The following is a 15,150-nucleotide window of genomic DNA, read 5'->3' on the forward strand; positions in this document are numbered from 1 at the left end:
TACAGCAAAATAAAAAAGAGAGTTCTACAGATGGATAAATTTAGAGTACAAGGGCCAACCTGTTTATCAGGTGAGGTCACTATTTCAGGCGCAAAAAATGCCGCACTACCAATCCTGTTCGCTGCGATCCTTGCCGAAGAGCCAGTAGAATTAACGAATGTTCCTAAATTAAAAGATATCGATACCACGATTAAGTTACTTAATCGCTTAGGAACTAATGTTGAACGCAATGGCTCTGTTTTCGTTGATGCTCGTAACATTAATGAATTTTGCGCTCCTTACGAATTAGTAAAAACCATGCGTGCTTCTATTTGGGCTTTAGGTCCGCTGGTGGCGCGTTTTGGCCAAGGTCAGGTTTCTTTACCGGGTGGCTGTGCTATTGGTGCTCGTCCTGTTGATCTTCATATTACAGGTTTAGAGCAATTAGGCGCTGAGATCACACTGGATGAAGGTTATGTGAAAGCACGCGTTGATGGACGTTTAAAAGGCGCACATATCGTCATGGATAAAGTGAGCGTGGGTGCCACTATCACTATTATGACTGCGGCGGTGTTAGCTGAAGGCAAAACCATTATTGAGAATGCGGCAAGAGAGCCAGAAATTGAAGATACTGCAAACTTCCTTAATACATTAGGTGCCAAAATCAGCGGTGCAGGCACAGATAGTATTACTATTGAAGGCGTAGAGCGTCTTGGTGGTGGTACTTATCAAATCCTACCTGATCGTATTGAAACAGGTACTTTCTTAGTTGCTGCTGCGATTTCTCGTGGTCGTGTTGTTTGTCGTAATGCTAAACCTGACACATTAGATGCAGTGTTGGCAAAATTACGTGAAGCAGGTGCTGATATTGAAGTTGGTGAAGATTGGATAAGCCTTGATATGCATGGTAAACGTCCTAAAGCGGTGACATTGCGTACTGCGCCACATCCAGGTTTCCCTACCGATATGCAAGCACAATTCAGCCTTTTAAACTTAGTTGCTGAAGGTGCAGGAATGATCACTGAAACTATTTTTGAAAATCGTTTTATGCACATTCCTGAGTTAATCCGTATGGGGGCTCACGCTGAAATCGAAAGTAATACTGTGTTATGCCACGGTGTTGAAAAACTTTCAGGCGCACAAGTAATGGCAACGGACTTACGTGCTTCTGCAAGTTTAGTACTTGCAGGTTGTATTGCTGAAGGCACAACCATTGTTGATCGTATTTATCATATCGATCGTGGTTATGAAAATATTGAAGCTAAATTACAAGGATTAGGGGCAAAAATAGAACGTTTGCGCTCTAATGACTAATTTATTTTAGTCATCCTTTTTAGCCTTTAAAACCATAGCATATTGTTGTGCTATGGTTTTTTTTTGCGCATTATTTTAATAGGGCTCTCAATAGAATAGGATAATTCATAAGGCATTTCTTTCGTGGCAAGATACAGTAAGAAAAACAGACCTGTGTTATAAAAATCACTATGAGCTAAAAGGAAAGAACATATATGCAGGTAACAAGGAAACAAGAGCGCCTGGTTCGTCAAGCACTGGATGAATGGCAACAATCCGGTGAGATTTCAGAACAAGAATATCAGCAATTAGGAAGTACATTGCACCGAATTCCCTTTGATTGGAAACGGTTGAGCCGCTATGCATTTTGGATAGCAATGGTGTGCTTGATTATTGCTGCTGGCAGTATCTTTAGTGATAGTGCATTAGTTTATTATCTTATTGAGATTTTTAGTGTTTCTGAAATTATGCGTGTGATATCTCCTGCACTGATTGCTTCAGCGCTCTATTTTTGGGGATTTAAACGTCAGCGAAAAGAAACACAGTGGCATTACAGTACCGAATTTATTCTCTTTTTAGGTGTGATGTTTACGGCTATTTTTCTTTGGCAACTGGGAGAATTACTGGATACAGGAAGTGGCCATATTGCGCCTCTCTTTTTAATTGGCTGTGTCATTTATGGTGCAATTGGATTTATTAGTCGCTCCTCTTTGGTGTGGTTATTCTTCTTGTTGATGTTAGGAAATTGGTTTGGTGCTGAAACAGGCTATGTCTCTGGTTGGGGCGCTTATTGGTTAGGGATGAACTATCCTATCCGTTTTGTCTTCTTTGGTGCGATATTATTAGCAGGCTGTTATTTCCTACAAAATATGTTGGTACACCGTCGTTTATTTACCATGACAAAAATAATGGGGCTGACCTATCTGTTTATTGCGCTATGGATAATGTCTATTTTCGGTAATTACGATCCTGATACTTGGTATCGTACTTCAAGTGTGAATTTGTTACCTTGGGCACTGTTATTTGCTGTCGTTTCAGTTATCTGTATTTATATTAGCCTTAAAACCGATGACGGTATGTTAAGAGGTTTTGGTCTAACATTCCTTGGTATCAACCTTTATACCCGATTCTTTGAATATTTCTGGGATAGTTTACACAGTGCGATTTTCTTCTTTATTTTGGCGGTTTCACTGATTTTTATTGGACGAAAAGCGGAAAAGATTTGGCATACTGTTGAAAATAACTCAGTTGCCAATAAAGAGAGTAAGAGCGAATAGTATCATTAATAATGTAATAGGAGAGCCCATCCTATGGAAAAGCGAAGTTGTCATCTTCCTTTAGAAGTGAGTTGTGTTGCGTGCCATTATTTTGTTTTCAAAGATAAAGATGAGGCATTTTTTGAGATCTGCCCTGTATGTGGTTGGCAAAATGATGGTACTAAAGAAGGACAATATAGCGGTTGTAATCACAGCACATTAGAGGACTATCGCAACACTGAAAGCTTTAAAGAAAATTGCTTACAAAGTGCGACGTTTTATATGAAATCTCCCTACTAGCTAAGCATAGGGAGATTTTTTGTTAGTTATGATTCAGGCTGGTATTCAGAAATAGTCACATCAACATTGATCTCATTGCCTTCGCGTAATACCGTGACAGGTAATACCGTACCGGGGCGCGTTTCTGCAATATAGTCCATCATTTCCATCGCAGAAGTCGCTGGCGCATGATTAATACTAAGGATGATATCGCCTGTTTTGATCCCCGCTTTATCTGCAGGGCCATTTGGGGTGATCCTAAAAATACGCAACCCTTGAATTTGCTTAATATCGGTATTCGATGAGCGAATTCGTGGTAATTCTTTTGCTGTAATACCAATAAAGCCACGGATAACACGACCATCACGAATAAGTTTATTCATGATTTTTACAGCCAGTTCGGTCGGAATAGCGAAGCCGAGACCTTCAGCACTAGGGCGATACCCATTGTAGGTTCCTGAGTCAAACGTCATAGTATTAATCCCCACAAGTTCGCCCTCTGTATTAATGAGTGCTCCACCTGAGTTACCTTCATTAATCGAGGCATCTGTTTGCAGGAAATTTTGGTAACGTGTTGGACTTAATCCAACGCGACCCGTAGCACTGATGATCCCTTGCGTAATAGTTTGCCCAATATTAAATGGATTACCAATAGCCAGTACAACATCACCAACATGAGAAATTCGTTTAGTATTAATGGGGATCGTCGGGAGTTTATCGGCATCTATTTTTAATACTGCAAGATCGGTTAACGGATCGGAGCCAACAAGTAAGCCTTCATAAAGATCACCATTTTGGAGCGCGATAAGGATCTGATCCGCATTATTAATAACATGTTGATTAGTCAGAATATAACCACGACCATCCATAATGACGCCGGCACCTAAAGATGTCAGTTCACGACCTTCTTGAGAAAAACTTCCCATCGTACTGCTATAAACATTAACAACCGCAGGGGCAGCTCGTCGTACCGCAGTGTTATAGCTAAAAGGCGCATTGAGAAAATCACCATTAAGTAGGCGTTCAATAAAAATAGGGCGAATTGAAGGGACTGCAATCAAGAGAATTGCTGCTGTGAGAAGACCAATGAGTGTTGATCGCAGTAACTTAGTTAACATAAAAATCCTGTATTTATGTCTGACTGTAAAATTATTCGCGTAGGAGCGGTGAGAATAGCATAGTTTAACTTATGAAAGCATCGCTCAGCGCATAAAATCCCCTTTTAAGCCAATGACTCTTATCAAAAATAGGGATAAAAAAAGCCCTATAATGGAAATTATAGGGCTAAAGAAATCAATAAATTAGATAGGTGAAAAGCTTACTTCTTAGCGCGGTGTATTACGTAACAGCAGGTAAATTTCTTCATTACCACGCTGAATATTCAATGCAAGAACAGGCGGTTTAGCGTCAATTGCTTTACGTAAATCGCCTAGTGAGGTAATTGGCGTATTATTGATACCAATAATAAGGTCGCCTTTCTGTAAACCAGATGCCGCAGCCGCAGAATCTTTCTCAACAGAATCAACCGCGACTGCTTTAACTTGTTTGTTTAAGTAGTTACTTAATGTGGCACCTTGTAGTGCAGGAGAGAAGTTATCTGCACGAGTTGCATCTGCCGATTGTTTCTCTAATGTCACTTTAACATCCATTGGTTTACCTTGACGGATCAAGCCAATTAGGATCTCTTTACCCGGCGGTGTAGTACCCACTTTAGCTCTCAATTCAGCAAAGCTATTGATACGTTTTCCATCAACTGAAATTAAAACGTCACCGGGTTTAATGCCTGCTTTTGCAGCGGATGAATCTGGCATGACTTCGCTAACAAAAGCACCGCGTTGTGCATCAATATTAAAGGATTTCGCCAGATCAGAATTCATTTCTGTACCACGAATACCTAAGATGCCACGTTTAACTTCACCATGAGAAATCAGTTGCTGGCTAAGATCACGCGCCATATTGCTTGGGATAGCAAAGCCGATACCAATGTTGCCACCACCCGGTGCTAAAATAGCGGTGTTAATTCCGATTAATTCGCCATTTAAGTTAACGAGCGCACCACCAGAGTTACCACGGTTGATTGAAGCATCAGTCTGGATAAAGTTCTCTAAACCTTCAAGATTTAAACCGCTACGACCTAATGCGGAAATAATGCCGGATGTTGCTGTTTGGCCTAAACCAAATGGGTTACCTACTGCAACAGCAAAGTCACCAACACGTAATTGGTCAGAGTCTGCCATTTTAATTGCGGTTAAGTTAGTTGGTTTTTCAATTTGCAGTAATGCGATATCTGTTTGTGGATCGCTACCAATTAATTTTGCACTAAATTCACGACCATCATTAATTTGCAGTTGAATTTTATCTGCACCATCAACAACGTGGTTGTTTGTTAATACGTAGCCTTTTTGTGCATCAATAATGACACCTGAGCCTAAGCCTTCAAAAGGGCGAATACTTTGTTGTTGTGATGGGAAGTTTGGACCAAAGAAGAATTTGAACTCTTCAGGTACTTGCTGGCTTTGTACTCGTGTTCCTGAAACGTGCACACTGACAACCGCAGGTAACACTTTTTCTAACATCGGTGCAAGGCTTGGCAGTTGTTCGCCTGATGGCATAACCGCTGGCAGTGCCGCCATGCTGGTTGCTGGAATAGTAGAGAGTGAAAGTCCGACACTCATTGCTAACGCACTAAGTAATAATTTTCTTTTTTTAGTCAACATGAATTAGAGTCTCTTGATACAGTTATCAAAATAAAAGTTATTGCTCAAAATGAGCTCGATGTCACTAAGACCTGTACTGACAAAGGAAAGTTCATTAAGACATGATGTGCTTTGCTTCCTTTTACACGGATTTACAAGACAAAAGCTATCTTTAAAACCATAGCAAATAATTGTCATTTTATGATATTTAGTAGAAAGAAAAACGCCACAATAAATGTGGCGTTTTAATATTAACTGTCTTTTTTCTCTGTGGGTCTGAACAATCCAGATGCCCCTTCGGAGTAATCACGAGGTGGCATTTTTATTGGAGATTGATCATTAGCCGCTTCTGACTCACTTAATCGGTAATTAAATGGATTTTCTTGAGCAGGCATATCAGGCATGAGCTCATTAGAGCTTTTTGCCATATGTTGATAAAGCTGACGGTAATCTCTCGCCATGTTATCTAATAGTTCAGCACTTCTAGCAAAGTGGCTGACAAGTTCATTGCGATAAGTATCAAGTTCTTCTTTTTTCGTGTCTAACTCTGCTTTGATAGCATCTTGTTGGCGAAGGGTGCTGTTACCGTAACGCATTGCAAGTGCGCCGATAATAAGACCGACAACTAATCCAATCAGTGCATAAACCCAAACCATGGCAACTCCTTTTCATCTAATAGTGAGGACGATGGATTCTTATAACATCATAACCGCTAAAAGGCATGGGTGGAATAATATCCTTAAGCTTAATATAAAATTCGTGTGTTACGTTGATGTTAAAACAATTCTTAATGCTTATAATAGAGGCATTCGACAGACACAAATCAGTATGTCAGAAAATTAAGGATAAGAGGGCATTCATGACTGTTAGTACGCCGTTATCACTTTATGAAGCCGCATTGAAGCAAGGTGATTATCAACCTGATGATGTTCAGAGAAAAACGGTTCTCCACCTTCAACAGATATACCATGCATTATTAAAAGAGACTCCACCAGAAAAAAATTCGCTAACACAGCGATTATTCGGGCGAATTCGCACAAAAAAACAGATTGTTGCACCAGAACGTGGTTTATATATGTGGGGCGGTGTTGGACGAGGTAAAACATGGTTGATGGATATGTTTTATCAAAGCTTGCCAACAGAGCGAAAACTTCGCTTACACTTCCATCGCTTTATGTTACGTGTTCAAGAAGAGCTAAAAAACTTACAAGGGCATGAAAATCCGTTAGAAATTATTGCTGATGGGTTTAAAGCACAAACCGATGTGCTCTGTTTTGATGAATTTTTCGTTTCTGATATTACTGATGCCATGATTTTAGGTACCTTGCTTGAAGCGTTATTTGCCAGAGGTATCACACTGGTGGCAACCTCAAATATTCCACCTGATGAGCTTTATCGTAATGGATTACAACGTTCTCGTTTTTTACCTGCAATAGAACAAATCAAACACCATTGTGACATTTTAAATGTGGATGCAGGCATTGATTACCGTCTTAGAACATTAACGCAAGCGCATCTTTTTTTATCTCCACTTAACGATGAAAATCGTCAGGAGATGGATAGAATTTTCATGCATTTGGCAACCAGTGAGCCACAAGTTGATTGTACCTTAACCATTAATCATCGCCCTATGAAAGCAAGAAAAGCATCTAATGGTGTGCTCGCTGTTAATTTTTCAACCTTGTGTATGGAACCGCGTAGCCAGCTTGATTACATTGAACTTTCTAAGCATTACCACTCTGTTTTGTTATATGACATGCAACAAATGGGAACATTAAATGAAGATGCTGCGCGTCGGTTTCTAGCGCTTGTTGATGAATTTTATGAGCGCAAGGTGAAACTCATTATTAATGCAAATGTAGAAATGCACGAGATTTACCAAGGTGATTTTTTACGTTTTGAATATCAACGTTGCCTATCTCGTTTACAAGAGATGCAAAGTGAAGAATATTTAGTACAACCTCACCTCGCTTAATTTTTAATTCTTGAAGAAAGTCATCTTTCATTATGATAGGATGGCGCAGGTTAAGCTGCTTGATGTTTTTTTCTATGAAAATAGAAAGTATTAAGCAGCTTACAAGCGCTCTGGAAAGGAACAATTCTTCTCTTCAGGTAGCAAGAATTTATCAGTCAAATCAGAAAAAAGTGCCAGATTCGTTTTTTTCGCTGAAATATTGAAAAAGAATTCAATTGTTTTTCAATTATGACTCGATTTTTTTTTCTGACTTCTCTATAATCTTGCGACCCCACGTTGCAGCAAGTTTTTTATTTCCCAAAAAACTCGCATTTTAGAGTCAGCAGTGCTACTCGAAGGGGTAGGTTTGCTGGACACAAGAGTCGTGTGAACCTCAATAGTATTTGAACCGAGCGTTCACCAACGTGTAACTAAACATTGGGTAATTTTCAATAATGAAAACTTTTACAGCTAAACCAGAAACCGTAAAACGCGACTGGTACGTTGTTGATGCAGACGGCAAAACTTTAGGCCGTTTAGCAACTGAAATTGCTAGCCGTTTACGCGGTAAGCACAAAGCGGAATACACTCCGCACGTTGATACTGGTGATTACATCATCGTTTTAAACGCTGAGAAAGTAGCGGTAACTGGTCATAAACGTACTGACAAAGTTTACTACCGTCATACTGGTCACGTAGGTGGTATCAAACAAGCGACTTTCGAAGAGATGATCGCCCGTAGTCCTGAGCGTGTAATCGAAATCGCGGTAAAAGGCATGCTGCCAAAAGGGCCTCTGGGTCGTGCGATGTACCGTAAACTGAAAGTTTACGCAGGATCTGAGCACAACCACGCGGCACAACAACCGCAAGTTCTGGACATTTAATCGGGATAATAGGCAATGGCTGATAATCAATACTACGGCACAGGTCGCCGCAAAAGTTCTTCCGCACGTGTCTTCATTAAGCCAGGTAGCGGTAATATCGTAATCAACAAACGTAGCCTAGAAGTTTACTTCGGCCGCGAAACAGCGCGTATGGTTGTTCGTCAACCGCTGGAATTAGTTGATATGCTGGGTAAATTAGATTTATACATCACTGTTAAAGGTGGTGGTATTTCTGGTCAAGCTGGCGCGATCCGTCACGGTATCACTCGTGCACTGATGGAATATGATGAGACTCTACGTTCTGATCTGCGTAAAGCTGGTTTCGTAACCCGTGATGCGCGTTCTGTTGAACGTAAGAAAGTGGGTCTGCGTAAAGCACGTCGTCGTCCACAGTTCTCTAAACGTTAATTTGTTATCTTTTAGATATCAATTTGATGTTGAAAACCCGTCTTCACAGGCGGGTTTTTTATTTTTGACTTATTTGTGTTTATTAATAATAAAAACATAATGTTGCTAAAGCATGATGCTGTTACTCATAAAACAGGCTTTATGTAAGATAACGCTAGTATTAAAAAGCGTATTTTTTAGATGTTATTTCTAAATAATTTTATTTTTTGATATTATAATCTTAGTTTTAAGGTAGTGTGGCATATTGTGTTGAATTATTTGCATTAGCCCCCCTAAGTAACATGAATTCTGGTAGAATAGCGAGCTTTGGTGTCTTTCTTTCTATGACTTCACAATGTTGCCAATGGGTATATCGATAGTAATACCTGTAATGAGTTTGAAAGTCATACCAAAATTATTATGACAATAATGATTGTTGAATGATTATTTTGGTATTACTTGATAATGATATGTGCCGCAAAGACAGGTGAGTTTTTAACCCTGTAAAATATGATTATCCCACGATAACACTGTTATACAGGTAGTTACCCAATGCAGTTAATAACTTAAATGTTTATTTAGGTCTACTGCGTTTGTGTGCTTGTCTTTTAGGAATGGGGAAATGGAAGGGGCATTGTGCTAATTCATTTCTTTAATTGATTAACTTGGAGGTTTTCATGGCTGTCGCTGCCAACAAACGTTCGGTAATGACTTTGTTTTCCGGTCCGACTGATATTTTCAGCCATCAGGTCAGAATTGTCCTAGCGGAGAAAGGTGTCAGTGTTGAAATTGAACAGGTTGAAGCTGGTAATCTTCCACAGGATCTTATCGATCTAAACCCTTACCAAAGTGTACCGACTTTGGTTGATCGTGAGCTGACTCTGTATGATTCACGCATCATCATGGAATACCTTGATGAACGCTTCCCTCATCCTCCTTTAATGCCAGTTTATCCTGTTGCTCGTGGTAGCAGCCGTTTAATGATGCATCGTATCGAGCATGATTGGTATTCTTTAATGAACACCATCGAGAAAGGAACAGAACAGCAAGCAAATGCTGCTCGTAAACAGTTAGCAGAAGAGCTACTGGCTGTATCTCCTGTGTTTAAAGAATATCCTTACTTTATGAGTGAAGAGTTCAGCTTAGTAGATTGCTACCTAGCTCCTCTGTTATGGCGTTTACCAGTACTTGGTGTGGATTTAAGTGGTGCTGGTGCTAAAGATGTACAGATTTATATGCAACGTGTTTTTGAACGTGATTCTTTCCTCGCGTCATTAACCGAAGCAGAGCGTGAGATGCGCTTACCTTCAAGAGGGTAATAAAGTATGGAGATTATGGATATGTCTCCGCGTCGTCCGCATTTATTACGTGCGCATTATGACTGGATCATCGAAAACGATTTAACACCACATTTAGTTGTTGATGTGAATATTGATGGTGTCCAAGTCCCAATGGAATATGCGCATGACGGTCAAATTGTACTAAATATCGCATCCCGTGCAGTAGATAACTTAGAGTTAACGCCGTATCTGGTTTTATTTAGTGCAAGCTTTGGTGGCATACCTCGTAAAGTGCGAGTGCCTATGGCTGCTGTTATGGCTATTTATGCGAGAGAAAACGGTGCGGGAATGATGTTTGAGCCAGAGCCTGCTTATGAATCTGGTGCATCATTACAGTTTGCTGAAGATGATAGTGAAGAGAGCGATATAGCTCCGGCTAGCGAAGGTTTATCTCTCGTCACTGATGAAGCTGTTGAAGCTGATACCTCTTCACCAGATGATGATCCAGAACCACCTCGCCCAACGGGTCGTCCAGCACTGCGCGTTGTGAAATAAGAGATTATCTTATTAGTATGAATCAAAAGCCCAGTTCAAGTGAACTGGGCTTTTTTATACACAAAAAAAGCGCTCTATATTGCTATAGAGCGCTTTACTGGATTATGTTACCGACAAATTATTTCAGTAATTCTTCTAAACAACCGGTGTAAAGATTAACCGCGGTCATTAATTGTTTTTCATCGAAATCAAAGCCTGCTTGGTGGTGACCCGCCGTTCTATCAGCACCAACAACGAAGTACAGTGATTTACCACCACAACGTTGTACACGTTTTGCTAATACTGTCGCATCTTCACTACCACCGAATGGGCGCGTTGCAACCGCAGTTAGCTCAGAATGTTTACCAACAACTTTGGTCATAACATCAATCAGTTCTTGGTCATTTGTCAGGTCAACGGCTTCACCCATAATCTCGCTTTCCATTTCTAACTGGAAGCTATGTGCTGCGCCTTCAGCCATACGTACTGCATTTGCAGCCATAAAGCTGTTGATCTCTTCGTTTTCACCACGAACTTCAATTTGCATCTCAGCATTAGCTGGGGTGACGTTACGGCCTTCACCGGCTTTTAATACACCGATGTTGATACGTGACATCCCTTTACCATGACGAGAAATACCCAGCATTTGTGTTGCTGCATGGCAAGCACCTGCTAACGCATTACGACCTAATTCAGGCTCTGCACCTGCGTGAGATGGTGCACCTTTAAAACGGAAGTCATATTTAGTGGTACATAAGAAATGTGTTGGGTTGATAACAATTTCACCACTGTTTGCGATAAAGCCTAAGTGTGCACCTAAGAAGTAATCTGCATCATCAGCGATACCACTTTCAGCCATCGCACGAGCGCCACGAACACCTTCTTCTGCTGGTTGGAATAAGATTTTAACTTTACCAACGACTTTATCTTTATTCTCAACTAACCAGTGAGCAACACCTAAACCGATAGAAATGTGTCCATCGTGACCACAAGCGTGCATTTCGCCAGCGTGACAAGAAGCAAAGTTCTCGGCATGAGGGCGGTGTTTAGTTTCGGTTGCTTCGTTAACACCAACACAGTCGATATCAAAACGCAGTGCTACGGTTGGGCCAGCTTTACCACTATCAAAGATAGCCACGCAACCCGTTAGCTCTTTCATTTCATCAAGCAGAGCTTCATCAACTTTATGCTCTCTTGCAACAGCTAGACCTTTTTCAACGACTTGACGGCGGCGACCAAAAGCAAACTCTTGATTGATAACGTCTGGGCCAACTTTAACTTCTAAACCTAAGCTACGTAATTCTTTAACGATTTTTGCTGTGGTTAAAAATTCTGACCAACCAATTTCTGGATATTGGTGAAACTCACGACGCCATTTAATTAATTTTTCTAGTGTAATTGCTGACATATTCATTTCTCCACTTATAACATGAATAACGCAACAGCGATGACGCCGATAATCATACCTGGTGCAGTACGTTTTGCGATTTCCATAGGGTTAACATTTGCAAGGCCAGCACAAACAATTGCTGCACCTGCTAGTGGTGACATAGTACGACCTAACGCGCCAGATAATGCCGCTGCCATACCCATATCAGGGATTTCATAACCGAATTGTGCAGCATGAGGTGTTACTGTTTCGTTGAATGCGAATGCTGCTGCGTCACCAGAACCTGTGATAATACCCATTAAGAATGGCCCTAAAGTACCACCCCAACGAGCAAATTCAGGAGAATGAGTTAAGAAGTTGATGAACGCGTCGATTAAACCAGATGCTTTCAGACCTGCTGCGAATACTGCAGCTGCAATGATGATACCTAATACATCACCATAAGCATTACCCATACCTTTAAAGAACTCTTTCGTAATTTGAGCTGGGTTAGTTAATGTGATGAACAGGGCATAGATAGAACCGATTAACATTGCCGCAGGAACAGACAGTTTAAATGTACTGAAAGTCTCGAAGAATGGCAGAATTAACAGGATTAATGGAATGAAAGGTGCTGTTGCATATAAGTAGTTAGGACGAACTGCTTCTGGCGTTGCTTGTGCTGATGAAGATGATGCATCACCAGTAACAGAAGCCATTTTGAACTCTTTTTTCACTAAAGCGACAACGGCAAGTGAAACGGCTGCGATACCACCAGCCATTAAGCTGTATGGGCTATGGCGAGCGATTAAATCAACCACTTCCATATTTGCCATGTTAGCAACGAAGGCATTATGCGACATACCTGGGCTTAGCATTGAGCCGATAGTACCACATAACACCGCACCACCTGCGATAGCTGGGTGAATACGTGCTGCGATTAATAATGGAATAAGTGTTGCACCTACCGCAGCCGCACAACCTGCTGCTGATGGGATTGCGATATTAATAAAGTAAGTTACGACAACAGTGGCTGGAATAAGGAAGAAGCCCAGACGAGTCATTACTTTTGATAAAACATGAACCAGATGCATGTCGCATTTGGTGTATTTCATAACATAAGCAAAACCCATACTCGAACAGATTGCTTGAATTAATGATGAAGACACCATGCGCTCACTAAATGCGGCAAACGCATCTAATGGGCTTAGACTTAAAATACAGAGTAATAAGCCCGCACCAATTAGCACCATTCGGGTTTCATATTTTTTTATTAGCAAATAGACAGTTACGATAATAACGGCTACTGCTATAAGTTGCATCACCATAGTGATCCCCTAGTTAATTGTGACAATACTATTAATTGTGAAAACGAACCTAACATCAATAAATTATATTTTTCTGTAAAGTTATTAGGTGACTCCATTATGAAGTTGGTAGGTTGACAATATTTGATTGTTATCAAATTTAATAGCCGAAATAAAATCTATTTTTTTAGACTGTGATGTTATTAACAAATGCTGTAAAACAATTATCATTAAAAGATGACGGAAAGGTTAAATAAAAAGAGATAAAGTAAAAAATACGAAAATAAATTATATTTACTATAGATCAAGAGTGTTATTTTGATACAAAAAAGAATATCGCTTTTTATCAAACTATTATTCTAGAAATTACATTAAATGGTAATGAGAATGATTATTTAGTCAGATATATTGATGATCCTTAAATACTATTTATTAGTTTCACAGATAATATTTAAAAATTATCCCACTTAAATTAAATGGGATAATAAACAAGAGAAATTGTTATTTTAAATAACGAAAATAAAAAATATTTAACATGATAAATAACGCAATATGCCTTCAGCTGCCTCTCTTCCTTCTGCTATTGCAGTAACAACAAGATCAGAGCCTCGTACAATATCCCCCCCTGCAAATACTTTAGGGTTTGTTGTTTGATTTTGTATTTCTTGATTATCTGAAATAATAATTCTGCCTGAAGAGGCATATTCAATATTATTTTCATCTAACCATGGGTAATGTGCAGGTTTAAAACCAAATGCCAGAATAACTGCATCAGCAGATAACACATGTTCACTTCCTTCAATCGGCATTAATGTTTTATCGCTTTGAGTTTTAATAACGCGAATACCAACCACTTTATTTTGATTATCGACTTCAATATCGATAGGTTGAAGATTAAATAAAAAATCTCCACCTTCTTCTTTGGCATTTTTTACTTCACGTTTTGAACCCGGCATATTGCTTTCATCACGGCGATAAACACAAGTGACTTTATTTGCACCTTGTCGAATGGCAGTGCGTACACAGTCCATTGCGGTATCTCCTCCTCCTAATATCACCACATTTTTATCTTTAAGATCGATATAAGGCGCTTGAGGATCTTCATCATAATCCATTAAATAACGTGTATTCCCAATTAAATAAGGTAGTGCGCTATAAACTCCATTAGCATTTTCATTAGGAAAATGGCCACTTAAACTGTGATAAGTGCCCAATCCTAGAAATACAGCGTCATATTGTGTTATTAGGGTATTTAGGGAGATATCTTTGCCTATTTCTGTATTGAGGCAAAACTCGATACCCATTTCACTAAATAATTCACGGCGTCGGATCATCAGTGATTTTTCGAGCTTAAAAGAGGGGATCCCAAACGTAAGTAATCCTCCTATTTCTGGGTGTTTATCATAAACAACGGGTTTCACACCTTGTCGAATAAGAACATCTGCACAGGCAAGACCTGCAGGACCGGCACCGATAATCGCGACCTTTTTATCGGTCATTGTGACGTGAGAAAGATCAGGCCGCCACCCTTGTGCTAAAGCGGTGTCATTGATGTAACGTTCAATATTGCCAATTGTGACAGCACCAAAATCATCATTTAGCGTACAAGCGCCTTCACACAGCCTATCTTGAGGACAAACACGACCACAGATTTCAGGCAAACTGTTTGTTTGATGAGAAAGCTCAGCAGCCTCAATAATACGTCCTTCGTTTGCCAGCTTTAGCCAATTAGGAATGTAATTATGAACAGGGCATTTCCATTCACAATAAGGATTACCACAGCCTAAACAGCGATCGGCTTGTGCGGAGGCTTGTTGCGGTGAAAAAGCTTCATAGATTTCAACAAATTCAATTTTGCGGATTGCTAATGGCTTTTTGGTCGGCTCAACACGATTTAAGTCGATAAACTGATACACATTCTGACTCATAATA

At 40.0% G+C, this 15,150-nt stretch carries 14 protein-coding genes; 8 read left to right on the forward strand and 6 right to left on the reverse strand.

Annotated features, from left to right (window positions below; all coding sequences use genetic code 11):
• Positions 1 to 30: 30 nt before the first annotated feature.
• The 3 genes from murA to D7029_RS02805 all read left to right on the forward strand — a co-directional run bounded on the left by murA (position 31) and on the right by D7029_RS02805 (position 2,828).
• A complete protein-coding gene (gene murA / locus D7029_RS02795) occupies positions 31 to 1,293 on the forward strand; it encodes a UDP-N-acetylglucosamine 1-carboxyvinyltransferase (protein WP_088493805.1) in 1,263 nt (420 codons plus the stop codon).
• A gap of 194 nt (positions 1,294 to 1,487) precedes the next feature.
• Positions 1,488 to 2,549, forward strand: coding sequence for a DUF2157 domain-containing protein (locus tag D7029_RS02800; RefSeq protein WP_194951782.1), 1,062 nt, complete (start codon positions 1,488 to 1,490; stop codon positions 2,547 to 2,549).
• Positions 2,550 to 2,582: 33 nt separating this feature from the next.
• Complete coding sequence (locus D7029_RS02805) at positions 2,583 to 2,828, forward strand: CPCC family cysteine-rich protein (protein WP_098941202.1); 246 nt, start codon at positions 2,583 to 2,585, stop codon at positions 2,826 to 2,828.
• 26 nt (positions 2,829 to 2,854) lie between these two features.
• Here the strand turns inward: D7029_RS02805 and degS are convergent, their stop codons facing one another.
• The 3 genes from degS to zapG form a co-directional block, all read right to left on the reverse strand.
• Entirely contained in the window at positions 2,855 to 3,925 is a 1,071-nt protein-coding gene (gene degS / locus D7029_RS02810) for an outer membrane-stress sensor serine endopeptidase DegS (protein ID WP_194951783.1), read from the reverse strand.
• A gap of 207 nt (positions 3,926 to 4,132) precedes the next feature.
• The gene (gene degQ / locus D7029_RS02815) at positions 4,133 to 5,524 is read right to left on the reverse strand and encodes a serine endoprotease DegQ (RefSeq protein ID WP_088493801.1); all 1,392 of its coding nucleotides are present in this window, start codon (positions 5,522 to 5,524) and stop codon (positions 4,133 to 4,135) included.
• A 230-nt stretch (positions 5,525 to 5,754) separates the two neighbouring features.
• Positions 5,755 to 6,159, reverse strand: a complete 405-nt coding sequence (gene zapG / locus D7029_RS02820; protein ID WP_075671429.1) for a Z-ring associated protein ZapG — start codon at positions 6,157 to 6,159, stop codon at positions 5,755 to 5,757.
• Between the two features lie 203 nt (positions 6,160 to 6,362).
• Between zapG and zapE the strand changes: the two genes are divergently transcribed.
• From zapE to sspB, 5 genes are all read left to right on the forward strand, one after another.
• Complete coding sequence (zapE, locus tag D7029_RS02825; RefSeq protein ID WP_194951784.1) at positions 6,363 to 7,478, forward strand: cell division protein ZapE; 1,116 nt, start codon at positions 6,363 to 6,365, stop codon at positions 7,476 to 7,478.
• Between the two features lie 434 nt (positions 7,479 to 7,912).
• Positions 7,913 to 8,341, forward strand: a complete 429-nt coding sequence (gene rplM, locus D7029_RS02830) for a 50S ribosomal protein L13 (protein WP_006535327.1) — start codon at positions 7,913 to 7,915, stop codon at positions 8,339 to 8,341.
• A gap of 15 nt (positions 8,342 to 8,356) precedes the next feature.
• Positions 8,357 to 8,749 (forward strand): 30S ribosomal protein S9, encoded by a 393-nt coding sequence (rpsI, locus tag D7029_RS02835; protein WP_004245284.1) that lies wholly within the window; start codon positions 8,357 to 8,359, stop codon positions 8,747 to 8,749.
• 656 nt (positions 8,750 to 9,405) lie between these two features.
• Entirely contained in the window at positions 9,406 to 10,047 is a 642-nt protein-coding gene (gene sspA, locus D7029_RS02840; RefSeq protein ID WP_023582862.1) for a stringent starvation protein SspA, read from the forward strand.
• 6 nt (positions 10,048 to 10,053) lie between these two features.
• Complete coding sequence (gene sspB / locus D7029_RS02845) at positions 10,054 to 10,563, forward strand: ClpXP protease specificity-enhancing factor (protein WP_194951785.1); 510 nt, start codon at positions 10,054 to 10,056, stop codon at positions 10,561 to 10,563.
• Between the two features lie 118 nt (positions 10,564 to 10,681).
• On the opposite strand, the gene D7029_RS02850 is transcribed toward sspB, so the two are convergent.
• The 3 genes from D7029_RS02850 to D7029_RS02860 form a co-directional block, all read right to left on the reverse strand.
• A complete protein-coding gene (locus D7029_RS02850; protein WP_088493798.1) occupies positions 10,682 to 11,950 on the reverse strand; it encodes an amidohydrolase in 1,269 nt (422 codons plus the stop codon).
• Positions 11,951 to 11,964: 14 nt separating this feature from the next.
• Positions 11,965 to 13,239 carry a C4-dicarboxylate transporter DcuC gene (gene dcuC, locus D7029_RS02855; protein ID WP_194951786.1) on the reverse strand — a complete coding sequence of 425 codons (1,275 nt, stop codon included), beginning with the start codon at positions 13,237 to 13,239 and terminating at the stop codon, positions 11,965 to 11,967.
• Between the two features lie 509 nt (positions 13,240 to 13,748).
• On the reverse strand, positions 13,749 to 15,146 hold the full coding sequence (locus tag D7029_RS02860) for an FAD-dependent oxidoreductase (RefSeq protein ID WP_194951787.1): 1,398 nt from the start codon (positions 15,144 to 15,146) through the stop codon (positions 13,749 to 13,751).
• Positions 15,147 to 15,150 lie beyond the last annotated feature (4 nt).

The organism is Proteus vulgaris (assembly GCF_016647575.1).
GTDB lineage: Bacteria > Pseudomonadota > Gammaproteobacteria > Enterobacterales > Enterobacteriaceae > Proteus > Proteus mirabilis_B.

Coding starts and splice junctions, on each gene's coding strand:
- murA (WP_088493805.1), top strand. CDS start 31: ATGGATAAATTTAGAGTACAAGGGCCAACCTGTTTATCAGGTGAGGTC.
- D7029_RS02800 (WP_194951782.1), top strand. CDS start 1,488: ATGCAGGTAACAAGGAAACAAGAGCGCCTGGTTCGTCAAGCACTGGAT.
- D7029_RS02805 (WP_098941202.1), top strand. CDS start 2,583: ATGGAAAAGCGAAGTTGTCATCTTCCTTTAGAAGTGAGTTGTGTTGCG.
- degS (WP_194951783.1), bottom strand. CDS start 3,925: ATGTTAACTAAGTTACTGCGATCAACACTCATTGGTCTTCTCACAGCA.
- degQ (WP_088493801.1), bottom strand. CDS start 5,524: ATGTTGACTAAAAAAAGAAAATTATTACTTAGTGCGTTAGCAATGAGT.
- zapG (WP_075671429.1), bottom strand. CDS start 6,159: ATGGTTTGGGTTTATGCACTGATTGGATTAGTTGTCGGTCTTATTATC.
- zapE (WP_194951784.1), top strand. CDS start 6,363: ATGACTGTTAGTACGCCGTTATCACTTTATGAAGCCGCATTGAAGCAA.
- rplM (WP_006535327.1), top strand. CDS start 7,913: ATGAAAACTTTTACAGCTAAACCAGAAACCGTAAAACGCGACTGGTAC.
- rpsI (WP_004245284.1), top strand. CDS start 8,357: ATGGCTGATAATCAATACTACGGCACAGGTCGCCGCAAAAGTTCTTCC.
- sspA (WP_023582862.1), top strand. CDS start 9,406: ATGGCTGTCGCTGCCAACAAACGTTCGGTAATGACTTTGTTTTCCGGT.
- sspB (WP_194951785.1), top strand. CDS start 10,054: ATGGAGATTATGGATATGTCTCCGCGTCGTCCGCATTTATTACGTGCG.
- D7029_RS02850 (WP_088493798.1), bottom strand. CDS start 11,950: ATGTCAGCAATTACACTAGAAAAATTAATTAAATGGCGTCGTGAGTTT.
- dcuC (WP_194951786.1), bottom strand. CDS start 13,239: ATGGTGATGCAACTTATAGCAGTAGCCGTTATTATCGTAACTGTCTAT.
- D7029_RS02860 (WP_194951787.1), bottom strand. CDS start 15,146: ATGAGTCAGAATGTGTATCAGTTTATCGACTTAAATCGTGTTGAGCCG.